The organism is Amycolatopsis sp. NPDC102522, assembly GCF_055584485.1.
In genome coordinates, this window is sequence record NZ_JBVJLY010000003.1 from 465,837 (window position 1) to 489,672 (window position 23,836).

Consider the following 23,836-nt stretch of genomic DNA (forward strand, 5'->3'; position numbering starts at 1 on the left):
GAACACCGCACGACCGGGCTTTCGTGAACGAACTCAGCGCTGAACGGGCGCCTGCCCGTCCTCATCCAGCGTCAACCCCAGCATGTCCAGCAACTGGACACAGTCATCGACACCCAGCGCCCCATTGGCCACCGCCAGCCGGGCACGCCGCACCTGGTCGTCGGACACCCGCTGCTGGGCATCCCCCTGACCCGAGCGCTGCGCCGGCAGACCACCTGCCAACGTCGTCGAGCTTCCCCCATCGGCACCTTCGTACCGAAGGAGGAACTGTCGCACTTCCACAGACCCACCCATGGTTCCTCCAGACGGCCAACGAACAGCTTGGCCGCGAGGCTAGCCAGAGCCGGCCGCGACACACAGCCCCCCGGAGAGTGAAACTGTCGACACGCTCCGCACAACGCAGAGCAATCACGCGCATCCCGGCACCACATGAACCACAGGCGAACCACAGGTGGCGCGAGGACCGGAATTCTGCCCGCGCCCACTCGCCCTTCTCAGCAAACCGTGCAACAATCGATTTGCTGACACACCCCCGGTCAGCGCCTGTGGAGATCCCCTCCGACCCCCGCGTTCCTCCCCCTGGCGCGGGGGTCGCTCCGTGTTTTGGGGGGCCACCCCCCAAACCCCCAGGGTCCGTTCTGCGGCGGTTGGCAGCTTCGGGTCGGTGCGGTCGACGAGTTAGTGACGCTGGCGCGAATGGTGCGGTTGTTGCTTTTTGTGATCATGGGAAATCGGTTTCTTGTCGGGGTTGGGCCAAATGGGACAGAAAAGTGGGTGTGTCGTGGCTCACTGTGGTTGGTTTGCCGAGACCGAACCGTTATCGTGGCCCGGTGCCCCTTCCTTCCCTGAGCCGTCGTAACGGCAGCCGCACGAACTTGAAGCCGGTCAACCCGGGTCGTCACCGCAACTCCTCCTCCAAGGAGGCCGAAGCGGTCGTCGAAGACACGGAGCTCACCAGCTACCTTCGTGCCCTGGCCCCGGACAACGACCCGGAAAGCACCGGCACCGGCAAGCGCTTCGGTGAAGCCCAGGTGTTCCAGCTGCGGATGAACCTCATCGCCTGCGAACAGCTCAAGGACGCCGCCTCCGAGCGCAACCTGTCGCCGCAGGCACTGGCGCAGGAATGGATCCTCGAGCGCCTCTCGTGGGAGTCGCAGGCCAACTCGGCCCAGCAGCGCCGCCACGAAGAAGCCCACACCGACGAATTCCGCTTCGACGCCGACGCGTGGGAGCAGCAGCCCGTCCCCCGCTGACCCCGTCGCCCCCGGAACGGAACAGCACACCAAAAGAAGTCTTCAGAACAGAGAAAAGCCCCCGGCGAGAACGCCGGGGGCTTTTCTGATCAGTCTGAGCAACGCCGAAGGGCGGACTCAGATCGCGCGGACCTTTTGGGCCTGCGGGCCCTTCTGACCCTGACCGACTTCGAACTCCACTCGCTGATTCTCCTCGAGAGTGCGGAAACCGCGTCCCTCGATCTCCGAGTAGTGAACGAAGACGTCGCCCTCGCCGCCATCCTGCGCGATGAAGCCGAAGCCCTTCTCCGCGTTGAACCACTTCACAGTGCCTTGCGCCACCGCTTTACTCCTCGTTGCACATCCGCTTCGAGTGCCTCCGAAGCGACACCCAGACCGTCCCGGGCGGTTCCAACGAGTCGAGCAAAGAGCGCGTCACCGGCTCATGGCTCGCGTCAGAAGTTCCGCGAGTGTGAAGCCACGAACACGCAAAACGACGGCCTGATGGCAGAGTACCGGGATCTGGCCATATTTGAAGCCCGTGATCGGACTCTAAGCACCCCCAAGTACCAAGGTCACCGGAACGTCGTATACCGGCCCGTCTTCTGTCGGACCCTCTCGCTACCCTGTCGCCGCACGCCGACCTCAGCTCATCGTCGGACACGGACCGAAGTCGGTCATGCCCCGATCGTGAACTATGATCCACCCGATTGTGACTCGCATCACTCCCGGACGGATCAACTTACCGGGCGGTCCGGACGTCATGGTCGGTGTACAGGGGAGCAAAGGGGAAGCTTTGAGGTTCACGGAAACCGCGCGCCGCCGGACGGCACTCGCGGCACTGGGGCTGGTGGCCGTTCTGACGCTGGGGGCGTGCAGCAGCGAGCCGACGGTGTCGGCCAGCGGGCCGGACGGCGGCGGCCAGATGAGCGGCGAGACCGGCGGCAAGGCGGCCGCGCCCGCCAAACTGTCCTACGAGCCCGCCGCGGGTGCGCAGGACGTCGCCCCGGGCCAGCCCATCAAGGTCAGCGTCGCCGACGGCACGCTCGACCAGGTCGTACTGACCAACCCGGACGGCAAGCAGGTCGCGGGCCAGCCGTCCGAAGACAAGAAGAGCTGGGTCACCACCGAACAGCTCGGCTACGGCAAGGGTTACACGTGGTCCGGCAAGGCCACCGGCACCGACGGCAAGCCCGTCGAGATCGGCGGGGCCTTCACCACGGTCAAGCCGCGCAAGCAGGTCGGCGCGAACATCAACGTCTTCGACGGGCAGACCTACGGGATCGCCATGCCGATCACGCTGACGTTCCCGAGCAAGGTCACCGACAAGGCCTCGGTCGAGAAGGCGCTGTCGGTCGAGACCACGCCGAAGACCGAGGGGTCCTGGGCCTGGGTCCACGACGACACTTCGGTGCACTGGCGGCCGAAGGCCTACTGGCAGCCCGGCACCACGGTGAAGTTCAACGCCAAGATCTACGGCGTCAAGGTCGGCGAAGGCGTGTACGGCAAGGAAGACCGCTCGGCGAGCTTCACGATCGGCCGTTCGCAGATCGTCAAGGGCAACACCCAGACCCATCGGCTCCTGGTGGTCCGTGACGGTCAGCAGATCGCGGACTACGCGGCCAGCTACGGCCTCGACGCCGACCCGGGCCGTGTCACGCCGAGCGGCACGCACGTGGTGATGTCCAAGCACGACACGTACTCGATGACCAACGAGCGCTACAACTACGAGAACATCGTCGTCCCGTCCGCGGTGCGGTTCTCCACCAACGGCGAGTTCATCCACGGGTACGGGCCGTCGATCTGGGCGCAGGGCAAGAAGAACATCTCGCACGGCTGCGTGAACCTGGCGCCGGCGAACGCCAAGGCGTACATGGACGGCGCCTTGGTCGGAGACCCCGTCGAGATCGAGGGCAGCACCCAGAAGATCAACCGGGCGCGCGACTACAGCGACTGGACCTACGACTGGGCCGAGTGGTCCAAGCTTTCCGCTCTCGCGAGCTGAAGTACTTCCATGGAACCGGGCGGCCGGAGACCCCTGCGGTCTCCGGCCGTTCGTGTTGGTTGCCGTGCGCGGACTGGAACCTTCCGAAACTCGATGCAACCCGATGCGGGGCGAGGCGCATGTCTAACGACGTGAGGCGCCGCGGCCAATGAGCGGCGCCCGGATCGAGGAGACTCTCTTGCGTACTCGTATCGCTCTTTCCCTCGGCGCGCTGCTGCTGGCGGGCGGCGCCGCCTTCGCGACCACGTCGCTGGCGTCGGCCGACCAGAGCGCCCCGTCGCCGACGGTCACCCAGGCGCCCCAGCCTGTTCCCACCACCACGAAGCCTGTCGAGCCGCCCCGCGCCACCACCGCGCCGCCGCGCGACCCGCGACCCGCCCAGAAGACCCCGGCGGTCGCCGCCCCGGGCGAGCACCGCGTGCCCAAGGCCGTCCCGGCCGGGCCGACCGGGGACCTGAACCTCCCCGCCATCGTCGAAGGAGCCGGTAACTAGGTGTCGTTGAGCCGCTCGTCGAAGACCGGGACGGGCTCGCCGTGGGACGGCGAGTTCGCCCGGTACTTCGACGAGCGCGCTCACAGCCTGCGCGCCACCGCGTACCTCCTGTGCGGGGACTGGCACCAGGCCGAGGACATCACCCAGGCCGCGCTGCTGAAGCTGTACCTGGCTTGGCCGAGGCTCTCCCGGCACGACGCGCTCGACGGCTACGCGCGCAAGATCGTGCTGCGGACGTTCCTCTCCGAGCACCGGCGTGTCTGGCGCAAACGGGAGAAGCTCACCGACTCCCTCCCCGAACTCCCGAGCGAAACGGCGGGCACGGAACAGGAGATGCTGGTCAGGCACGCCCTCTCCGGCATCGCCCCGAAGCAGCGGGCCGTACTGGTGCTGCGCTACTTCGAAGACCTCAGCGTCGACGAGACGGCCACGGCGCTGGGCTGCAGCACGGGAAACGTGAAGAGTCAGGGCGCGCGGGGCCTGGCGACCCTGCGCAAGCGGCTCGGACCGCATTTCAGCGAACTGGCCTTGAGCGGAGCGCACGACGATGGGAGGTGAGGAGATGGACGAGGACATCAAAGGCGTGCTTTCGCACGGTGCGAGTGGTCCCCCGCTGGGCATCCGGGCGGCGGACATCATCGAGCGGGGTGGCCGGATCCGGCGACGACGCAAGCGGCTGGCCGTGGCGGGGAGTTCGCTGGCGACGGTCGCGGTGATCGTGCTCGGCGCGATCGCGGTCGGCGGACGCGGCGGCGAGGGACCCGCGCCGGTGCAACCCGCGGGCCCTGGCCTGTCGACCATCGCCCCGATACCCGCCCCGCCGTCGCCTGCCGAGTCGACCCCGGAGCCGGAAGCCACTCCCGGGAAACCGTCCGATCCGGAGACTTCCACGAAGCCCGGTCAGACGCGCGCGGTGCCCAAGACGTCTCAGCCCGGGCGCACGGCGACGATCATCCCTCCCCGCAGCGCGCCCACCCCGACCAAGGAGCCGAGCGAACCGCCGGTGGCGACCACGACGCGGTGATCCGCCGTCCGGAACGTCCGATTCTCAAGATGTCACCCAAAGTAATCGGAAATTCCCCGACATCGACCTCACCTGGTGGTTCATCACCGTTTTGGGGGAACGACGCCTGGGCGATCGGGCCAAAACGCTGAGTCCGGACGTTTGAACACCTACGGTCGAGGGAACAAACCCTCGTCGATGGGTAAGTAAACGGGTGGGTCGGGAGGTCAAACCCATGGCCGAAGAGGCGCTGAGTGCGTCGGATCAGGAAAAAGGGGAACCCGCGGAGGCCCCACCTGAACAGATCAGAAAGGCCGTCGCCGGAGCGGCGATGGGTAACTGCATCGAGTGGTACGACTTCGGTGTTTTCGGCTTCATGCCCGCCATCCTGGGGCAGGTTTTCTTCAACGCTTCCAGCACGTCCGAAGGCGCGCTGGCGACGTTCGCGGTCTTGGCGATCACCTTCATCGTGCGGCCGTTCGGCAGCTTCGTGTTCGGTCCGCTGGGCGACAAGATCGGGCGCCAGAAGGTTCTCGCGCTGACGATCATCCTGATGTCGGGATCGACGTTCGTCATCGGCCTGCTGCCGTCGTACGCGACGATCGGTCCGGCCGCGGCGGTCCTCTTGATCCTGCTGCGGACCATCCAAGGCTTCTCGGCGGGCGGTGAGTACGGCGGCGCGGCGACGTTCATCGCCGAGTACGCGCCCGCCCGGCGCCGGGGTTTCTGGGGCAGCTGGCTGGAGTTCGGCACGCTCGTCGGCTTCGCGATGGGCGCCGGGTTCGTCACGATCTTCACTGTCGTCCTCGGCGACGACGCCATGCGCGATTGGGGCTGGCGCCTGCCGTTCCTGATCGCCGGTCCGCTCGGCATCGTCGGTCTCTACCTGCGGAACAAGCTGGAGGACACCCCGCTGTTCCAGGAGATCGAGAAGAAGGACCAGGTCGAGAAGTCGCCGCTGAAGGCCCTGCTCAAGAAGCACTGGACGTCGATCCTGCACCTGATCGGCATCGTGGTGATGCTGAACGTCGCCGACTACATCGTGATCACGTACCTGGAGACCTATCTCAAGGACGTCGTCGGTTTCGGCGGGCACACACCACTGCTGATCATCCTGGCGACCATCGCGCTGATGCTGATCTTGATCGTCCCGGTCGGCATCCTGTCCGACCGCATCGGGCGAAAACCCATCCTGATCGCGAGTTGCGCGAGCTTCCTGGTGTTGCCGATCCCGGCGTTCTCGCTGATGGGCGCGGCCGCGGACGACCAGAACGCCTGGCAGCTCATGCTCGGCCTGGCGATGATCGCGATCCCGCTCGTGCTGATCCTCGCCGTGCTCGCGGCGACGCTGCCGGCGATGTTCCCGACGCAGGAGCGCTACGGCGGCTTCTCCATCGGGTACAGCATTTCCACCGCGCTCTTCGGCGGGACGGCGTCGTACATCATCGGCAGCCTGGTGAAGAACACCGGCGACAACCTGTGGCCCGCGTACTACCTGATGGGCGCGGCGGCGATCGCGGCCATCCCGATCCTGCTGCTGCCGGAGACGGCCGGGGTTTCGCTGCGGGGCATCGTGAACTCGCGGATCGCGCGGCGCCGGAAGCCGGAAACGGCCACTCCCGGCGGCGCCTCGGAGCTACCGGCGAGTTAACGTCTGTCCATGAGCCGTATCTCGCAGCCGTGGCCGCCGGTCGAAGTCGAACCGGCGACCGTCCACCCGAAAGCCCCGCAGCCGGGCAGCCATCTCGGCATCCACTTCGGTGAGTGCTTCGGGTGCGGCGACGAGATCGAGGCCGGGCTCCACCTGCATTCGACGGTGGGCGAAGGGACGACGGTGTACTCCAAGTTCACCGTCACCTCCGCCCACCAGGGTGCGCCCGGCCTCGCCCATGGCGGCCTGCTGGCTTGCGCTTTCGACGAGGCGCTCGGCGCCACCGTCGGCAACCTGCTGCGCCGCCCCGCCGTCACCGGGAAACTGGAGACGGATTTCCTCCGGCCGGTTCCGGTCGGTTCGACCCTGTACATCGCCGCGAAACTGGACGGCGTCGCCGGTCGGAAGATCTATGTGAGCGCCGACGGCAGGCTGGACGCCGAAGACGGCCCTGTCGCGGTGCGCGCGCGGGCGTTGTTCGTGCGGGTCGAGTTCGAGCACTTCAGCACCCACGGGGACCCCGAGGCGCTGCAGAAGCTCGCCGCCGCGCACGAAAAGGCCAAGCGCGAACGCGAATGGGACATCAACCCCTGAGCGTTTCGTCCTAGGTGAGCGTCCTCGGCCGGATCGCGTTGGCCTTGTCGACGAGTTCGACGCGCTGGTCGATGGTTCCGGCCAGCCGGGCCAGCGTCCGGTAGCAGCGCTCGAGGCCGAAGCGCAGGTCCCGCTCGTCCAGGGCGCAGCCCAGCACCTTCGCGCCCGGCGTCGGCCGGTTCTGCGAGTTGAGCCAGCCGTGCGCCGCTTCGAGAACCTCCGCCGACAAACGCGTGCGGCGTTCGGCGTCGAGCTGCAGGCGCTCCAGCCGCGTCGAGGCGTCGACGAGATCCCGCTCGGACACCATCACCGGGTCCTTGCCGCCGCCGTTGATCCTGGTCTTGATCTTGATCGCGGCCACCTGCGCGGCGACGTAGTGCGTGGACGACGCCGGGACGGCCTCCAGCACCTCGATCGCGCTGGCACGGGCGCCCTGCGCGAGGTAGACGCGAGCGAGCCCGAAAGCGGCGCTGACGTAGGACCGGTCCGTTCGCCACACCAGCTCGTAGTAGCGCGCGGCACCGAAGTAGTCCCCGACGCCCTCCGCGCTGACGGCCAAGGCCAGCTTCGGCGCGATCTCGCCGGGAAGGTCGTCGTACACCGCTTCGAACGCGACATGTGCGACGCGGGACCGGCCGCCCGCGAGCTCGATCAGGCCGCGGTACCAGTCGATCCGCCAGTCGTGCGGGAAACCGGCCTTGATCGCGAGGTACTGCGCGGCCTGCAGCTGCCGCTGCGCCTCGACCAGCTCACCGAGCTCGATCCGGGCCCGCACGATGCGCAACCGGACCTCGATCGACTCGCGCGGCGCTCCGGCCAGCGAATCGATCGCGCCGCCGGGATCGAGCGCGACCGTCGAGGCGAGCACGCCCGCCGCCGGGTCGTCGGTGTCGACCTGCGGGATCGGCAGGCCCGAGACCACCTCGCCCGGATCCGGCAGCGGCACGCTCCCGCCGTGCTCCGGGACCACCAGGTCCACGCCGAACGTGCGGGTCTCCGGGCCGAAGACGGTCGAAGCGCCCGGGCGCGGTTTCCCGGTGCCCAGCGCCATGATCTCGCGGAGCACACCGGTCAGCTGGTCGCCCATCTCCTCGGCCGCGATGAACCGGCGGTCCGGGTCGGTATGCGTCGCGCGCTTCAGGAAACGGTGGTACGAACCGAAAAGCGCGAACAGCGGGACGACGTCCGGTCCGGGCAGGGTCGCCTTGTACTTGCTGGTGTACCCGGAGAACTCGAAGCTGAGGACGGCGAGCGTGCGGCCGACCGTGTACAGGTCGGATGCGACCGAAGCGCCGTGGGTCGCCAGTTCGGGCGCGCTGTAGCCGGTGGTGAAGAACAGCGGGCTCTCGTAGTCGTCGACGCGGCGGACCGCGCCGAGGTCGATCAGCTTGAGCTGCTCGTGCGTCTGGATGACGTTGTCGGGCTTGAGGTCGCAGTACAGCAGGTTCTGGCTGTGCAGGTAGCCCATGGCGGGCAGGATCTCGAGCCCGTAGGCGATCACCTGCCCGATCGGGAGCGGCTCCGGGCGCTTCGTCTCGCGGTGGTGCGCGAGCGCGAGCTGGCGCAGCGACTGGCCGCCGACGTACTCCATGACGATGTAGCCGACGGAGTTGCCGGTGTCGCCATCCGGATGCTGCACGAAGTTGTGGATCTTGACGATGTTGGGGTGTTCGACCTCGGCGAGGAACCGCTGCTCGTTGGCGGCGGCCGCCATCGCGGTGGCGTCACCGGTGTCGATCAGGCCCTTGAGGACCACCCAGCGGTCGCTGACGTTGTGATCCTGCGCGAGGTAGATCCAGCCGAGGCCGCCGTACGCGAGGGCGCCGAGCACCTCGTACTGGCCGCCGACGATCTCGTTGGGCCGCAGCTTCGGGACGAAGGAGAACGGGTTACCGCACTTCTCGCAGTTGCCCTCCGGCGAGCCGGGTTTGCCGTCCTTGCCGCGGCCGACCTTCGCGCTGCAGCTGCTGCAGAAGCGCTTCTCCTCCGACACCATCGGGTTGTCAAGGACGGCGGACGCCGGGTCGCGGTACGGCACCTGCGGGACGTCGACGAGCCCGGCGCCGAGGCGGCCGCGGCGAGAGGTGCGCGACGACGTCCGGCGCGCGGTGCCGGGGAACGAACCCGTTCCGGTGCCGGTGCCCCGGCTGCCCGATCCGGTACCCGTGCCGGTGCCTGTTCCCCGGCTTTCGCTGGCACGTTCGGGGAGGACGCTTTCGGTGCCGGGATCCGGAAGCGGGCCGTGCCCGTGGTCGACACGCGGCGACGGCGGCATGATGCTCTGCGTCTCCGGCGTCGGCGAGGAGAGCACGCTGGTCGGCTGGGGCACGTCGACGGGTGCCTGCCACGCGGGGCGGACGATCTGGGTCTGCGGGCTCACGGGAGCCATCTCGCCCGGCGGGCGCGTCGGGTCCTCGGCGCCGGGGATCGGCCGCTGCTGACCGCGCGGCGGAGTCTGCGGACGCTGGACCGGCGCGTGGTAGATGGTGCGCTCGGCGTCCGACTCCGGCTGGGGCTTCGCCTTCGGCGGCTCGGAGAAGTCGAGCCTGCCGGAAATGGACGGTTCGGGCGTTTCCCAGCGGACCGGCGCCGGCGGCGTCCAGGAGGCGGGTTCCGCTTCCTTGTCCGGCGTGGCGTCATCCGGCGCTGCGTGCCGAGGACGGCGCGGCTCTTCCGACACTGGTACCTCCCGAATCCCCGCGACGGCGTCAGCCCTGATCCTAATGGTGAGCGGGCGGGTCCTGCCCGCGCCGGGTCGAACCCGCTACGGTGCGAGAGAGAACCGATTCAGCAGGTGATGAGGGGGAGGCCCGGGTGCCTGCGTCATTTTCGATGTCGATGGCCCAGCTCGACGTCGTACTCGAAGAGCTCGGGCTCGGCAGATTCGTGCTGCCCTTCACGATCCCGACCGTCGGCACCACCGTCACGGAACGCGAGCGGCACTGCGAAGAGGTCTGGGCCGGACTGGCCGACCGAGGCTTCGCGCGCGGCCGCGAACTCCTGCGCGACTACGAACAAACACTCCGGCTCTGGGCCACGGGAGATTTCGTCGTCACCCTGGAGGCGCACGAAGTCGAGCAGGACGCCGAATACCTCTATCGAGGTAGCTGGAACCAGCGTTCGGGCGTCGTGAGCCAGCAACGCGGATTCGACATCCTCTTCGAGCCGGTTTACCCCGAACAGGTCATCGCGACCCTCCTCGACAACCTGCCGTCACTACCGCCGTTCCCCGGACGGGTGACGACGTCGAGCACCCTCCCCCCGTCCAAACGGCCGGACGACCCGTTCGCCAAGGACCCCGGCAACCTCCGCCTGGGCGCGGCCGGCCGGTTCTTCGAATTCCCGCTCGCGAGGCTCGGCACGCTCGGCATCACCCTGCGCGACGATCGAGGCAAACCGCAGCAGAAGAGCGTCCAGTGGTTCGACAGCGTCCAAGGCCGCTTCATGCTCACCACCGACCGCTTCCCCGACGGTGAAGTCCGCCGCACGTTCACCCCGACGAACGGCTCCCACCTGGCACGATGGATCCACGAACTGGTCGAAGCCGCCCGCGTCGGCAGCGCGTGATCCTCGCCGGAAGGCGGGCTTCGGGGCCGTTTCCGCTGATATCGTGATCTGACGAGCGCTACGAGTAACCGGGACTTGGTACAGGGGAGAGACCATGACTGACGGCACCGGCGGACCACCGGGTGACTTCTCGCAGATGCTGGGGGACTTCTCGGCGCAGGCCGACGCGATGGTGACTGCCGCGAAGGAGGGGCGGTTCGCTGTCAGCCCCGAGATGGGCGAGGCGTACAAGACTGCGCTCAACGACTACCTGGACAGCTGGGTCAGCAACAAAGGCCAGTTCTTCCAGCTGTCCCAAGCGCCCGAGCTAGGCAGCAGTCCTTACTCCATCGCTGTCGGGAAACACGCCACTCTGGTGGCGGATGGCGACGAGCAATCTGCGCAAACCCAGCTCGAAGCGCTACAACGGGTTGTAACTCGAGCCGTGGAAGCGATCGAGACCGCAAAGGCGAACTTCAACAAGATCGAGCACGAGAACGAGTCGACCATCAAAGCCTTCGACGGGACTGATTCCAAGTAATGAAATCGGCAACACGACCGGCACTTGCCACTACGGCCATCATCGCCGCCGCGGCGCTCATCACCTCGTGCTCGTCCGAGAAACCGGGCACACCCAGTCCCGCACCGACCCCTTCCGCTTCACCTAGCTCCGAAAGCAACCAAGAGGTTTTCGCTGGCATGGATTCGTGCGAAATCCTCCGTTCGATCACGTCGGATTCAACGTTCGACAGCTATAACCCTGAGACGCTTGAAAGCGACAACGGCTGCCGAGCGGAGAAGGCTCGGTACGGGAACGCCGCTCTCTACCTGGTGGGCAACGAGGGCATCGACGGCCTGGAATCCAACAAGGGGACGAAAACAAGTACGAAGGTCGCCGGCCGCGACGCTGTCCAATTGTCCGGCGCCGCCGGGCAAGGCAACTGTTTCATCGGGATATCCGTGACACCCAAGGCCCGCGCGACGGTGAACCTGACCTTGTCGATCGGGTCGGACGATCAAGCCTGCACGGACGCCAAGGTGATCGCCGAAAAGGTCGCGCCGAAGCTTCCTCAAGGCAACTGACCATGCAGACCGAGGAGGTGATCATGATGAAAGAATCGAGCGATCTGTCCGCGAGGCGTCTCTCGGGCGGAGCCCGGACTTTGACTTCCGGATTGTCCTCGACGATTGTCATGGTCGCCGCCGCCTCGGGTCTCACGGCGTGCGCCGTGGACGGCAAAGGCGTCCCGGTTCCTACGCCGCCATCGACGCTGAGCGAACCAGGACCGAGCGGGCCGTCGAAGAACGTCTTCACTGGCCTGGATGCGTGTGAGATCCTCAGACATGCCACTTCATCGCTCGGCTACGAGGAATACAAGCCCGAGACGCTGGAGAGCAAAAACGGTTGCCGGGCCAAGAAAACCGACTATGGAAATGTCGGTTCGTATCTCGTCGGCAAAAAGGGAATCGACGGCGTGAGCCCCACCCAAGGCACGAAAACCGCCATAGGTGGACGTGACGCTGTACAGCTATCAGGTGATGGGGGTCGCGGGACACGCTACATCGGAATCGCTGTCACCAAGACCACCCGTGCGAGTGTCGGTGTCACCCTCGTCGACGGAACCGATGAGCAAGCCTGCGCGGACACCAAAGTGATCGCGGAACAGCTCGCACCAAAGCTTCCCCAAGGCAGCTGAACATGAGCATGGGACGCCTGATGATCGCCGCCACAGGCGGACTAGCCGTCGGCATTTTCCTGGCAGGCTGCACGAACTGCAATGGCGGAAGCCCACAGCCGACGAAGGCCAGCACGGAACCTGCTGGTTCGACCGCATCCAAGACGCCCAGAGACAGCTTCGGTGGCCTCACGGCATGTGCCCTTTTTCAACCGGTCACTGAAGATCAGGGCTTCGAACCCGCCAAAGAAGTGAAATTCGAAAGCGACAACGGATGCCAGGCTCGTAAGCCCGAGGTGGGGACCGCGAGCATGTATCTCGTCAACGCCGGGATCGACGAACTTCAGGATCTCGGTGGCACCAGGAGCACGACATGAATAGCCGGAACGGATTCGGTCGTCATCGCGGGTTCCGGCGGCAGCAGCAGCTGCTTCGTCGGCATGGCGATCGGGACAGGCGCACGAGCAACGGTGAGTATGACGCTCGCGAGCGGCTCGAACGAAGAAGCATGCGATTCGGCGAAGAAGATCGCCGAGCAGATCGCACCCAAGCTGCCCAGAGGGAACTGAACGGATCGGGGAGGGGACCATGGCGGACAACGCCGGTCAGGACAACTTCGAGTCCGTGCTGAGCGCCGACGGCAAGGCGCACCGGACGTACGAGGGCAAGCGCTACGCGGAGACTTACGACGAGACCAACCGGGGTCCCGGTGGCAACGACCTCACCGCGCGGATGACGGCGGAGGCGAAGGCCGGCCAGTACTCGGGCGAGCAGGCCGAGGCGCTCACCCAGGGTCAGCAGTTCCGGGCCGGGCTCGGGCCGTCGGGTCAGCGCTACGAGGGCAACTCGCACGGCGACCTGGTCGGCATGGTCACCAACAACCTCTCCGCCGAGAAGATCGACCAAAAGGGCGAAATCTGGAACAACCAGGGCAACGCGCTGAACACCTTCAGCAGTGCCCTCAGCACCGCCGCCAACAAAGAGGGCGCTCACTGGCAGGGGCCGTCCGCGGAGGCCGCGCACGGGTTCTTCAAGAACCTGGGCAAGTGGGCCGACACAGCGGGTGACGGCGCGTACCTCGCGTCCAACCGCTTCTCCCAGTCCGCCGCAGCGGCCACCGCGGCGAAGAACTCCATGCCCGAAGAGGTCCCCTTCGACCGCAACGCCGAGTACAAGAACGCGATGCAGCAGCTCGGGAGCGGGAACTTCGCGGGCGCGGTGGAGACGGTCGGCAACATCTCGGCCAAGCAGGAGCAGTCGTTCCAGGCGCATCAGCAGGCCGCGCAGGTGATGCACACCTACGACCAGTCGCTCTTCGACGTCAATTCCCGGCAGCCCACGTTCGCCCCGCCGCCGGAAATGGGTGATTCGACGACGGCGTCCGGGTTTTCCGGGGGTACTGAGGCCAAGGGCTTCAGCGGCGGGCCGGGGCCTGGTCCCGGGTCCGGGCCTGGGGTGTCCGGGCCTGGCTACACAGGCGGACCGGGGCCGACGTCGGGGCCCGGGCCCGGGATCACCACTGGCGGCGGGCACACCGGGGTGCCGGGTCCGGGGCAGTCGTTCAGCGGGCCGCCGGGGTCGTTCCGGCCCGGGCCGACGCCGGGGCTGGCGGCCATGAACGGTCCTGGTCCCTCCGGCCTCGGTCGTCTGGGCAGCGAGCAGTACCGCGGCAAGCCCGGCCGGACGCCGAGCGGGCCGGGTGGCAGTGCGGCGAGCCGGTTGACCGGTGGTGGGAGCGGCGGGTTCGGGCGCAACGGCGGGTCGGGCAACGTCGCCGAGCGGCTCGCGGGCGGCAAGGTTCCGGCCGGTGAGGCCGAGAAGCTCGCCGGCAAGGGCGGCGGGTCCGGGTCGGGCAAGCTGCCCGAGGAGCGCGTCACCAGGGGTGGCGCGGCCGCGGCGGGCAAGAGCGGCGGCCAGGGTCCGATGGGCGGCGGCGGTCCCGGCGGCAAGGGGCAGAAGGAAGAGGACAAGGAAAAGAAGGCCCCGGACTACCTGCAGGAGGAAGACGCCGACGTGTTGTTCGGCGGCTACGACGGCGACATGAAGCCGGTGCCGCCGGTGATCGGCGAGAAGTAGACCGAAGCGGGCCGTTCGGGAGCGAATCCCGAACGGCCCGTTCTCACTTGTACTGGGCCGAAGGCGGCGTTCCGCCTTCGAGTTTGTTCCCGATCCACTTCGCGTAGCTCGCCTGCCACGCGCCACCGCGCACGTTCTCCAGCACGGCGTTCACGTACCGCACCATGTCCTCGTTCTCTTTCGGGACACCGATGCCGTAGTTCTCCTCGCTGAACCGGTCCCCCACGATCTTCAGCGTCGGGTCCTGCGCGAGCATCCCGGCGAGGATGACGTCGTCCGTCGACACCGCCTCGACCTGCTTCTGCTGCAGCATCACCAGACAGTCCGACCAGTTGTCCACCGAGACCGGCACCGGCTTCGAGGGATCCGCCGCGATCTTCGTCAGCGAAGTCGACGTCTTGGTCGCGCACACGCGCCGCCCGGCGAGGTCCGACAGCTGCCCGACCTTCGACCCGGATTCGACCAGGATCCGTTGCCCCGCCTGGTAGTACGCCGTCGAGAAGCCGACCCGCTTCAGCCGGCTGCAGGTGATGCTGTAGGTCCGGACGACGATGTCGACCTGCTTCTTCTCCAGCACCTCTTCCCGCAGTTTCGACGGGATCGCCCGGAACTGCACACGGCCTTCCGCGCTGCCGAAGATCGCCTTCGCGATCTCGTTGACCATGTCGATGTCGAAGCCTTCGAGCTGGCCCGACGTCGGATTCCGGAAACCGAACAGGAACGTCGTCTGGTCGACGCCCGCGATGAGCTTGCCGTTTTCCTTGATCTTCGCCATCGTCGAGCCGCTGGTGATCGACGTGCCGTTGGTCGGCCGCAGGCTCGCCAGCGGGTTGCAGCTCGTGTCGGTCGTCCCGCCGCCACCGGCGTTGTCGGCGCCGCCGACGTTCGCGGGCTGAGGCGGGGCGACGTCGCCGGCGGGCGCCGGGTCGACCGGCGCCCCCGCGCTGCCGCAAGCCGTCGCCAGCACCAGGACCGCGCCGAGCACGGCCCCTCGCAGACCGTTCCGCATCACCGGTACTCCCTCAGCCGTTCACGGATTCCCAACGCGGACCCCGCCGCCGCGATCAACGCCAGCACCGCGATCCCCGGCGCGAGCAGGGTCAGGGCGCGGTCGGCACCGCGGGTGCCGTCGAGGAATTCCTGCCGTCCCACGTTGATCGCGGCCACCAGGTTCTCGTCGAGCCGCAGGAACGCCCCGGCCGCGCCGTCCTTCTTGTCGTCACGGATGGCCGTGTCGACGGCGTCCTGGTAGAAGCCGTCGTCGTCCAGGCGCCGCACTTCGCGGTGCGCCTTGAACCACGCCGACGCCGCTTGGATCGCCGCGTCCACCTTGTCCGCCGCCGCGCCGCCCGCCGCGAGGCCGTGGGCCTCGCCCAGCAGGCCGCCCTGGCCGTCCGTCCCGCCGAGTTGCGCGGCGAGATCGCCGAAGTCCTTCTCGTACGCCGCGCCGTCGCCGCGGGCGACGAGGGTCAGCGTTTCGTCGGCTCGCGCCTGCAGCGCCGCGATCCGGGCGCGGACGAGGACGTCCGCCTGGTGCGAGCCGTCTTCCTCGCCGCTGCCGACGAGGCTGCTCTGCAGAATCAGCGCCACCGCGCCCCACAGCAGGGCGACCACCACCGACACGGTCGCGGCGGCGAGCCCGACGTTCAGCAGCCGGTTGGTCTTCCTGGTCAGGTGCACCTGGGTGACGATCAGCGCTGCCAGCAGGGCGAGCATCAAAGCCGTTGCCAGCCAAGGGAATCCGGTCGCGTCGTCCTGTTCGGCGGCGAGCCTGTCGGTGTCGATGCGGTACAGATCCTGTGCGGCGGGAAGGATTTTCGCCCGCATCAGTTCGGATGCCTCACGCAGATACGAGGCCCCGACGGGATACCCCTGCCGGTTGTAGGTGCGCGCGGTCTCGATCAGTCCTGTGTAGACAGGGATCTCGCGGCCGAGGATGTTGATCTGCTCGGCCGCTTCGTCGACGCCGGAAGAGTCCGACGCCGCCTTCGCCAGCGCGGCACCGGCCTCCGCGACGTCGCGTTCGTACCGCTGGCGCATCGGGAGCGGCTCGGTGCCGATCGAAAGGAAGGAACTGGCCGCTGTCGCGTCGGCGTCCGAAAGCGCGCGGTAGACCTGCTGCGCCGCGGCCGCGAGGGGTTCGCGGTGGTCGATCAGGCCGTTGATCGTGTCCTTCTTGTCCTGCGCGGCCAGCGTGCCGAACAGCCCCGCGACCAGCGAGAGCAGAACGAGCCCGATCGCGATGACCGAAAGCCTGCCCGGTGTGGTCGCCGCGGACCGGATGATCGCGCGGATCCCGATCCCCGGCAGTTCGAGCAGCCCGGCGATCCCGCTGCGGCCTTCCGGCGCAGGGGGCGGCGCGGGGCTGCCCGGCGGCCCCGGCCGGGTCACTGTGCTCGTCATCGCCGATCCTCCCCATTGGCTCTACCCGCAAAGAAGGTATCCGAGTCGGGATCGGCGCAGCCAGTGACACCGGCGTGTGTCATCGGCACGTGATCTGCGCGCCGGGTCAAAGGCCTTTTTCCAGGCCGTACCGCACGGCCTCCGCACGATTGCGCACACCGATCTTGGCGAAAGCGTGATTGATGTGGCTTTTCACGGTGGCCTCGCCGATGAACAGCTCGGCGGCGATTTCCGGATTGGACAGCCCGCGCGAGATGAGGCCGAGCACTTCGGCTTCGCGGGCCGTGAGCCCGTCCGGGAATTCGGTCTTGGCCCGGGTGACCGTTCTCGATTCGAGTGCCGCGACGAGCCTGTCGGAGACTTCGGCGGCGAAGATCGCCTGTCCGTTGGCGGCGGAGCGGACGGCCGCCCCGATCTCGGCACGGCCGGCGTCCTTGGTCAGGTAGCCGCGGGCTCCGGCGCGCAACGCGTCGGCGATCGAAGCGTCGTCCGCGTACGTCGTGAGGACGACGACCGCGACCTCCGGATGATCGCGTTTGAGCAGCCTGGTGGTGGCCACCCCGTCCAGGACGGGCATGCGCAGGTCCATCAGCACGACGTCGGCCGCGGTGTGGCGGAGCAGGTCCAGCGCCTGCCGCCCGTCGCCCGCGGAGCCGGCGACCTCGACCCCGTCGATCAGCCCGAGCAACGCGACGAGCCCTTCGCGCATGACCTGCTGGTCATCGACCACGACCACCCGGATCACGCCCGCACCACCGCCTCCACCGTCCAGCGCCCGTCGTCCGGGCCCGCGGTCAGCGTGCCACCGGCGAGCGCGAGCCGCTCCCTCATCCCGGTGAGACCGAATCCGCCGGTCTCCTCCGATCGGACGGTGTCGCCGAGTTCGTTCCACACCCGCAAGCGGACCTCCGAAGGGGTGAAGAGCAGCCGGAGCGACACCGGTCGCCCGGAAGCGTGCTTGGCCGCGTTGGTCAACGCCTCCCGCGCGACCCCCACCAGCGAGACCACCTCGGCGGACGGCAGCGGCCGCTGCTCCCCCGAGACCTCGTAGGACACCCCGTCGTGGTGCGCGTCCGCCAAGTGGCGCAAGGCTTCGGCGAGCGACGGGACGTCGCTGCGCAGGGCCGCGACGGCGTCGCGCGCCTCGGTCAGCCCGTCGGCGGCGAGCTTCCTGGACAGCCGGACCCTGCCGAGCGCACCGTCCACATCGGACTTCTCGGCCAGCAGTGCCTCGGCGACCTCCAGGTGGATCCCCAGCGCCCCCAGCGAATGCGCGAGGACGTCGTGGATCTCCCTGGCGATCCGCGTGCGCTCGTCGAGCGCGGCCGCCCGCGCGTGTTCGCTCTGCGCCAGCTTGGTCTGCTCCAGCAGCGCGGCCGCCTGCGCCGCCTGCACCTCGTACTGCCGCCGGTTCAGCCCCAGCAGCATCAGCACGAGCAGCACACCGACGTTGCCGAACACCAGCGGCGCGGACGCGCCCGCGACCAGGCCGGTGACCGCCGCGAGGCTCACGTCGAGCCCCACCACCCCCAGAATGGCGGCCACCGACGGCTCGGTCAGGGTGGCGAACCGGCTGACCGTGACCACCGCCAGCACGATGGCGGAGGAGTCCTCCGCCCAGCCGAGCGCGATCGACGGCGCGATGCTCGACACCGCGAGCAGCACGGTCGCCACCCGGGGGAACCGCGGGGAGGCCGCCACGAAGCCCAGCCAGCAGGCGCCGGAGACCCCGTACGCCGTCCAGATCCACGCACTGGACTCGCTCGCGGTCAGCAGCACCACCACGACCGCGGCCGTGCCGAGCAGCTGGACGACCAGCCAGCTCGGCGCGATCGTGTCCGGCAGCAGCGGCCTCTCCCGTTTCCCCATGTCCCCCCTCAGTGATCGCTCAGCCGCGTGATCATCTCGACCAGGATCAGGCGGTATGCCAGGAACCCCAGCAGGACGACGACACCTACCACTACCAGCCCCAACAGGCCTTTCACGTTCATTTTTCCCATGGCCCGAACGTTAGGCACGCCGAGGGGTGGACCGGGACCGTCGCCGGGTGGAGCCGGGGGTGGAGGTTCAGGCGCGGACGGCGGGCGCGACGGAGTGCGGAAGGACCTCGCCGCCGTCGGCGGGCCGTTCGACGACGATCTCGACGCCGTCGTCGAACCGGTACGGCCTGGCCAGCAGGATCCCGCCGAAATGCCGCCTCATCCTGGACATCTCCGCGCGGACGGTGACTGTGCGGCCGGCGTCGCCGAAGAGGTCGAACGACAGTTCCGACGCCGACCTCCCTTCGCGATGGCGTGCGAGGACGTACAGCATCTCCGCGTGCCGCGGGCTCAGCCGATGCGACCAGGTGCCCGCCGCGCCCGAGACGCGCAGCGTGCTCTCCCGCGACGACCTCAGGTCGAGGACGACACTGGTCGGCGGCGCGTCGTCGGACTCGGTGAGCCGGACGAGCCAGCCTCCGGGCAGCGGCTCCAGCAGGCAGTTCCCGTAGGTGGGCAGCCAGGCCCGGCCCGCGGTCGCGTCGTTCGGCAGCGCGATCCGGCCTGCGGGGACGAAGCCCGCCGAGGCCGCGATCCAGCCGTGCGGGTCGGCGATGACCGCCCGGCCCCGCACCTTGGTGAGCAGGGGCGAGGCCAGCCCGCGCAGCTTTTCGAGTTCCGCGAGGTGCGTGGTGCGCAGATGCGCTTCGGCGAGTTTCGCGACCGCGTCGACCAGGGCCAGCGTCGTCGGATGCACGGTGGAGGCCGGGCCGGAGAGGTCGACGACGCCGAGCAGCCTGCCGTCCCTCGGGTCGTGCAGCGGCGCGGCGGCGCAGGTCCAGTCGTGCTGGTTACGGACGTAGTGCTCGGCGGAGTAGACCTGGACCGGATGCCTGGCGACCAGCGCCGTCCCGATGGCGTTGGTACCGGCGGAGTTCTCGTGCCAGTCGACCCCTTCGACGAACCCGAGCGCGTCGGCGCGGCGGCGGACCGCGGTGCTGCCGTCACGCCAGAGGACGCGGCCGTCGGCGTCGACGACGGCCATGATGTGCGCGGCCTGTTCGGCGAGGCTGATCAGGCCGCCGCGCAGGGCGGGCAGGACCGCGGCGAGGCCGCTCTGGCGACGGCGGGCCTCCAGCTGTTCCGGGACGAGCACGGGAACCGGCGCACCGCGCTCCGGGTCCAGGCCGAGACGGCGCATGCGCTGCCAAGACGCGCCGATGACCGCTCGCGGATGGCTCGGGAGCGTGGTTCCGGCCAAGGCGGCCTCGCGTAGTTCCGAGAGAGCCCGCGCGTGCCGCCGCGGGTCCGCGCCGACCGGCAACGCCGCCTCCAGCTGCACCTGGCCTACTCCCTTGATCTGTTCAGGCCAGTGTGCCCGGGTATCCCGGCGTTCGGAAGGTCTCTGTGACCTGGGCGCCGCTCACCCCGTGAAGGGCGCGTCCGCCAGGTGGGAGGTGGGAAAGGCGCCCTTCGGCCGCCGTCCCAGGAGCAGGCCGGTCCTGGTGGCCTCGGCCATCACGGCGCGGACGTCGACGCACCACGGGCCGTCGGGCTTCAGCTCGACGAAAGCGCTCTCTCCCGGCTTCAGCACGAAGTGCGGCTGACCGTCGAGCGCGATGGAGCCGCCCCCGGCGGCGAGGTCCACCCGGACCCCCGCTTCCAGCACGCTCCAGCCCCGGACGCCCACCGCCCGGACCTCGCCGGGCGCGATCGGCGCCTGCACGACGTACGGCGTCTCGTCGACCGGGCCGAGCGAGACCGCGACACCGTCCACAGTGGACTTTGGACTGGGGCACAGCCGCCCGGGGATGCTCGACAGCCCGATCCCGTCCGGTACGGCGAACGTGCAGTACAGCTCGGTCAGCGACGCGGGGTCCCACCGGCTCTCCGAACACACGCTGACGTCGTTCAGCGCGATCTCACGACGGGCCTTCGTGACGACCTCGAGGACGGTCGCCCGGTTCGTGACCAGGTCAGCGTCCACCTGATGGGTGGCCAGCAGCCCGGCGGCGAGCCCGGCGACGGTGGGCTCGGGAAGCGCGTCGGTGCTCCCCGTCGGCATCATGAGCATCGGGACGTCGCCGCAAGCCGCCGCGGCGGCCCGCATCAGGCCGTCGTCGCCGAGGCAGATGAGCACACTCGCCCCCGCGTCCACCATCCGGCGGACGGTGCCGATGATCTTCCCCGCCTCGGTCCACACCATCACCCGGCCGACCCCGGCCACGCGGAGTGCCGAGCGCAGGCTCTGGATGTCACGCTCCGAAGCGGGGTTCGCCACGATCCCCGCAACCGCTTCGCCCACATGTCCTCCGCTGCCGCGCCAAGTCCTACAAGGAAACGACTTCGGGGCCGCGAAAGAAAGAGTTGCACGAGGTTGCATCACGACTTGCAGTGCGGATACGACCATTTTGGTCACCTCGCGGGGAGCGACCCGGCCGTACTCACCGTGGAAAAGCAGCAGGGCCGCCTCCCCCGAGGGGATGGCGGCCCTGCTTGGAAAACCTGGATCAGATCAAGTTGACCGAGGTGGCCTGCGGACCCTTCGCGCCCTGCCCGATCTCGAACTCCACTCGGGCGTTCTCCTCGAGGGTACGGAAGCCGTTGCCCTTGATCTCGCTGTAGTGCACGAAGACGTCGCCGCCGCCGTTGTCGGGAGTGATGAAGCCGAACCCCTTCTCGGAGTTGAACCACTTCACAGTGCCCTGAGTCATAAAATCTCCATATGCAACACAAACAAACAGGAAGCCACGTCGGCAGCCCGGGTCATGACCAGACGGTTTGCTTCCCCGGAAACACGAGGAGACACTACGCCCGCTGAGTTCTGCGAGCGTGAACCAACACGAACACAAAAATCGAGACCTGGAGCAGTAAAGCACACCTCAGGCAGGCCGACAAGCGCCTTCATCCGGGTGTGCGCGGACACACTGTATCCTCCGCCGCCCAGCCCCGCGCGACCGGCCCTTCACCGCCCGGTTATTCGCCACTCGCCGCGCGCAGCGGCACATCGGCGCCGAACGGCGAACGGCGCAAAGCCTCCCGGTTCGTGGCCACGACGGCGATGTCGTGGGTCTCCGCGTCCGCACTGAACTGCACCGGCACCACACCGGAAACGGACATGTCCTGTGGCTTCGTCTCGTCAGCCATTTTTTCTCCCCTGTGTCAACACAACGCTCTACGTACTGCGTGCCAACAACTCACCGGCGAACGGCCGAGGCCGGGTGTTTCGGTGGCTCGGTGACCGCTCCGGTCCATATCGGACTCTCGGTGTTGCGGCGATTGTGCCACGGCCGACCGACAAAATCCGGTCCCCGCGCCCGAAACTCTGCCGAGTCGTCACCACATTCTCACCCTTTGGAGCAGGTGAAGGCGGCACCTCAAGGATTTCTGTGTATCCCCTGAGAAAATGTACCGTGCGGTAATCGGCGAACCGTGACCTTACTGTCCCCCCTGCTGCGGCCTCGCGGCGCCCAGCAGGGTCGTCAGCCGGATGTCCGGGGTCACCACGTCCGGATCCGTCCTGATGTCGATCACGCACGGCCGTTGCCGGACCAGCGCGCTCGCGATGATCGGCTCCAGCTCCTCCCGGTCGTCCACGGTGTATCCGGCGGCGCCGAGCCCGCGTGCCCACGACGCGAAGTCGGTGACGGGGACGGTGACCCCCGAAAGCCGCCCGTGCTTGCGGGCCTGGTGCACGGCGAGCGGGCCGTGCAGTCCGTTCTGGAACACCAGGACGGTCACCGGCACCCGGTAGCGGACGGCGGTCTCGATCTCCTGCCCGGTCATCAGCGCGCCGCCGTCGCCTGCCATCGCGATCACCGTCCGGCGTGGTTCGGCGAGTTTCGCCGCGACCGCCGCGGGGACCGCGTACCCCATGGCCGCGTTGCTCGGGCCGAGCTGGCTGCGCGGCGCGGTGAAACACCAGTAGCGGTGCATGAACTGGGCGAAGTTGCCCGCGTCGCTGGTCACGATCGCGTCTTCGGGCGCGAGCTTGCGCACCGCGCGGATGACGTCGGCGGGATGGACGCGGGTGGCGCCGCTGGTGTCGGGCGGCGTCATGAAGGTGTGCACGGCGGCGTTCGCGGCCGACGCGCGGCGTGTCCGCGGCGAGGCGACTTCGCGCAGTTCGCGCAGGAACGGCTCGACCTCGGAATCGACCCGGAAGGTCAGGCCGCCGCGCCGGGCGGGCTCGATCCCGGTGCCGACCAGCACCAGGGTCTGCGACGGCGTCGGGTAGCGGAAGGACTGGGTGGTGACCTCGTCGAGCTGCGTGCCCAGCGCGAGCACGAGGTCGGCGCGCTCCAGGGCGTCGAGCTGCCGCGCGGGGATGCCGATGCCGAGGTGGCCGGCGTAGCGCGCGTGGTTCTCGGGGAAGGCGTCCTGACGGCGGAACGCGTTGTACACCGGGAGCGCGAGTTCGTCGGCGACGGCGATCAGCTCGTCCCGCGCCGCGCGGGCCCGGCCGCCGACGATCACCACCGGGTAGCGGGCCTCGTCGACCAGCTGCGCGACCGCCTCGGCGGTCCGGCCGAGCGCGCCGGTGGCGGGCGCCTTGACGGAGGCGACCGGTTTGGCCGAATCGAACGGGACACCCCAGAAGTCGGCGGGGACGGCGACGACGGTGGGCCCCGGCCGCCCTTCGCGGCAGCGGGTCAGCGCCTCGACCAGCAGGCCGGGGACCTCGTCCGGGGATTCCGCGCGGCCGGTCCACTTGGCGATCGGCTCGAACATCGCCGTCAGGTCCGCGGTGGGCAGTTCGCTGGTCGGGCCGGGGCTGGACGGCGGGTTCTCCAGCAGGACGACCATCGGGCTCTCGTCCTGGTACGCCGTCGAGACGCCGATCGCGAGGTTCGCCGCGTTCGGCCCGCGGCCGGCCAGCAGGACCGCCGGGTGCTCGGTGAGCTTGCCTTCGGCCTCGGCCATGAAGGCCGCGCCGGAGTCGTGCCTCGCCGAAACGAAGGTGATCGACCGCTCGCGTTGCAGCGCGTCGAGCAGATCCAGGAAGGACTCACCCGCCACCGCGTACACACGGTGGATCTGCGCCTCGGTCAGGATCCGCACGGCCGTCTGGGCGACGGACGCTCCCGGTTGGTATCTAATGGGATTAGCTTAGGCGGGCGGTGATCGGTGCCGTCAAGCGATCTTCCGATTCCGGCAATCCCGGAGCGGTGGAATGTC

26 protein-coding genes are annotated in these 23,836 nt (G+C 68.5%); 13 read left to right on the forward strand and 13 right to left on the reverse strand.

What is annotated here, in order from left to right; all coding sequences use genetic code 11:
- Positions 1-33 precede the first annotated feature (33 nt).
- On the reverse strand, positions 34-294 hold the full coding sequence (locus tag ACZ6YV_RS12500; protein ID WP_465509664.1) for a hypothetical protein: 261 nt from the start codon (positions 292-294) through the stop codon (positions 34-36).
- Between the two features lie 536 nt (positions 295-830).
- On the opposite strand from ACZ6YV_RS12500, the gene ACZ6YV_RS12505 reads away from it, so the two are divergent.
- Positions 831-1,253, forward strand: coding sequence for a hypothetical protein (locus ACZ6YV_RS12505; protein WP_465509665.1), 423 nt, complete (start codon positions 831-833; stop codon positions 1,251-1,253).
- Between the two features lie 117 nt (positions 1,254-1,370).
- Here the strand turns inward: ACZ6YV_RS12505 and ACZ6YV_RS12510 are convergent, their stop codons facing one another.
- On the reverse strand, positions 1,371-1,574 hold the full coding sequence (locus tag ACZ6YV_RS12510; protein ID WP_003097368.1) for a cold-shock protein: 204 nt from the start codon (positions 1,572-1,574) through the stop codon (positions 1,371-1,373).
- 421 nt (positions 1,575-1,995) lie between these two features.
- Here ACZ6YV_RS12510 and ACZ6YV_RS12515 point away from each other — a divergent pair, with 421 nt between their 5' ends.
- From ACZ6YV_RS12515 to ACZ6YV_RS12540, 6 genes are all read left to right on the forward strand, one after another.
- A complete protein-coding gene (locus ACZ6YV_RS12515; protein WP_465509666.1) occupies positions 1,996-3,237 on the forward strand; it encodes a L,D-transpeptidase in 1,242 nt (413 codons plus the stop codon).
- Positions 3,238-3,385: 148 nt separating this feature from the next.
- The gene (locus ACZ6YV_RS12520; protein WP_465509667.1) at positions 3,386-3,730 is read left to right on the forward strand and encodes a hypothetical protein; all 345 of its coding nucleotides are present in this window, start codon (positions 3,386-3,388) and stop codon (positions 3,728-3,730) included.
- Entirely contained in the window at positions 3,731-4,288 is a 558-nt protein-coding gene (locus ACZ6YV_RS12525; RefSeq protein ID WP_465509668.1) for a SigE family RNA polymerase sigma factor, read from the forward strand. It begins immediately after the preceding gene.
- Between the two features lie 4 nt (positions 4,289-4,292).
- On the forward strand, positions 4,293-4,754 hold the full coding sequence (locus ACZ6YV_RS12530) for a hypothetical protein (RefSeq protein WP_465509669.1): 462 nt from the start codon (positions 4,293-4,295) through the stop codon (positions 4,752-4,754).
- Between the two features lie 214 nt (positions 4,755-4,968).
- Positions 4,969-6,384 (forward strand): MFS transporter, encoded by a 1,416-nt coding sequence (locus ACZ6YV_RS12535; RefSeq protein WP_465509670.1) that lies wholly within the window; start codon positions 4,969-4,971, stop codon positions 6,382-6,384.
- 9 nt (positions 6,385-6,393) lie between these two features.
- On the forward strand, positions 6,394-6,978 hold the full coding sequence (locus tag ACZ6YV_RS12540) for a PaaI family thioesterase (RefSeq protein WP_465509671.1): 585 nt from the start codon (positions 6,394-6,396) through the stop codon (positions 6,976-6,978).
- A gap of 10 nt (positions 6,979-6,988) precedes the next feature.
- Here ACZ6YV_RS12540 and ACZ6YV_RS12545 read toward each other — a convergent pair whose 3' ends face one another.
- Complete coding sequence (locus ACZ6YV_RS12545) at positions 6,989-9,658, reverse strand: serine/threonine-protein kinase (RefSeq protein ID WP_465509672.1); 2,670 nt, start codon at positions 9,656-9,658, stop codon at positions 6,989-6,991.
- 134 nt (positions 9,659-9,792) lie between these two features.
- Between ACZ6YV_RS12545 and ACZ6YV_RS12550 the strand changes: the two genes are divergently transcribed.
- From ACZ6YV_RS12550 to ACZ6YV_RS12575, 6 genes are all read left to right on the forward strand, one after another.
- Positions 9,793-10,545 carry an ESX secretion-associated protein EspG gene (locus tag ACZ6YV_RS12550; RefSeq protein ID WP_465509673.1) on the forward strand — a complete coding sequence of 251 codons (753 nt, stop codon included), beginning with the start codon at positions 9,793-9,795 and terminating at the stop codon, positions 10,543-10,545.
- Positions 10,546-10,639: 94 nt separating this feature from the next.
- Positions 10,640-11,065 (forward strand): hypothetical protein, encoded by a 426-nt coding sequence (locus ACZ6YV_RS12555; RefSeq protein WP_465509674.1) that lies wholly within the window; start codon positions 10,640-10,642, stop codon positions 11,063-11,065.
- Positions 11,065-11,607 (forward strand): DUF3558 family protein, encoded by a 543-nt coding sequence (locus tag ACZ6YV_RS12560; protein WP_465509675.1) that lies wholly within the window; start codon positions 11,065-11,067, stop codon positions 11,605-11,607. Before ACZ6YV_RS12555 ends, ACZ6YV_RS12560 begins: the two co-directional genes overlap by 1 nt.
- Before the next feature lie 2 nt (positions 11,608-11,609).
- The gene (locus ACZ6YV_RS12565) at positions 11,610-12,221 is read left to right on the forward strand and encodes a DUF3558 domain-containing protein (protein WP_465509676.1); all 612 of its coding nucleotides are present in this window, start codon (positions 11,610-11,612) and stop codon (positions 12,219-12,221) included.
- Between the two features lie 2 nt (positions 12,222-12,223).
- Complete coding sequence (locus tag ACZ6YV_RS12570; protein WP_465509677.1) at positions 12,224-12,577, forward strand: hypothetical protein; 354 nt, start codon at positions 12,224-12,226, stop codon at positions 12,575-12,577.
- Between the two features lie 211 nt (positions 12,578-12,788).
- Complete coding sequence (locus tag ACZ6YV_RS12575; protein WP_465509678.1) at positions 12,789-14,276, forward strand: hypothetical protein; 1,488 nt, start codon at positions 12,789-12,791, stop codon at positions 14,274-14,276.
- Between the two features lie 43 nt (positions 14,277-14,319).
- On the opposite strand, the gene ACZ6YV_RS12580 is transcribed toward ACZ6YV_RS12575, so the two are convergent.
- The 10 genes from ACZ6YV_RS12580 to ACZ6YV_RS12625 all read right to left on the reverse strand — a co-directional run bounded on the left by ACZ6YV_RS12580 (position 14,320) and on the right by ACZ6YV_RS12625 (position 23,758).
- Complete coding sequence (locus tag ACZ6YV_RS12580) at positions 14,320-15,285, reverse strand: glutamate ABC transporter substrate-binding protein (protein WP_465509679.1); 966 nt, start codon at positions 15,283-15,285, stop codon at positions 14,320-14,322.
- Complete coding sequence (locus tag ACZ6YV_RS12585; protein ID WP_465509680.1) at positions 15,285-16,679, reverse strand: hypothetical protein; 1,395 nt, start codon at positions 16,677-16,679, stop codon at positions 15,285-15,287. Before ACZ6YV_RS12585 ends, ACZ6YV_RS12580 begins: the two co-directional genes overlap by 1 nt.
- Positions 16,680-16,785: 106 nt before the next feature.
- A complete protein-coding gene (locus ACZ6YV_RS12590; protein WP_465509681.1) occupies positions 16,786-17,424 on the reverse strand; it encodes a response regulator in 639 nt (212 codons plus the stop codon).
- Entirely contained in the window at positions 17,421-18,548 is a 1,128-nt protein-coding gene (locus tag ACZ6YV_RS12595) for a sensor histidine kinase (protein WP_465509682.1), read from the reverse strand. The genes ACZ6YV_RS12590 and ACZ6YV_RS12595 overlap by 4 nt, the downstream gene beginning before the upstream one ends.
- An 8-nt stretch (positions 18,549-18,556) precedes the next feature.
- Positions 18,557-18,679 (reverse strand): hypothetical protein, encoded by a 123-nt coding sequence (locus tag ACZ6YV_RS12600; protein ID WP_255432399.1) that lies wholly within the window; start codon positions 18,677-18,679, stop codon positions 18,557-18,559.
- A gap of 67 nt (positions 18,680-18,746) precedes the next feature.
- Positions 18,747-20,000: a GAF domain-containing protein gene (locus ACZ6YV_RS12605; protein WP_465509683.1), complete on the reverse strand. Its 1,254-nt coding sequence runs from the start codon at positions 19,998-20,000 to the stop codon at positions 18,747-18,749.
- A gap of 81 nt (positions 20,001-20,081) precedes the next feature.
- Positions 20,082-20,963, reverse strand: coding sequence for an NAD(+)/NADH kinase (locus ACZ6YV_RS12610; RefSeq protein ID WP_465509684.1), 882 nt, complete (start codon positions 20,961-20,963; stop codon positions 20,082-20,084).
- Positions 20,964-21,168: 205 nt separating this feature from the next.
- Entirely contained in the window at positions 21,169-21,372 is a 204-nt protein-coding gene (locus tag ACZ6YV_RS12615; RefSeq protein ID WP_409495731.1) for a cold-shock protein, read from the reverse strand.
- A 262-nt stretch (positions 21,373-21,634) separates the two neighbouring features.
- Complete coding sequence (locus ACZ6YV_RS12620) at positions 21,635-21,805, reverse strand: hypothetical protein (RefSeq protein WP_378238307.1); 171 nt, start codon at positions 21,803-21,805, stop codon at positions 21,635-21,637.
- A gap of 291 nt (positions 21,806-22,096) precedes the next feature.
- On the reverse strand, positions 22,097-23,758 hold the full coding sequence (locus tag ACZ6YV_RS12625) for a thiamine pyrophosphate-binding protein (protein WP_465509750.1): 1,662 nt from the start codon (positions 23,756-23,758) through the stop codon (positions 22,097-22,099).
- Positions 23,759-23,836: the final 78 nt, after the last annotated feature.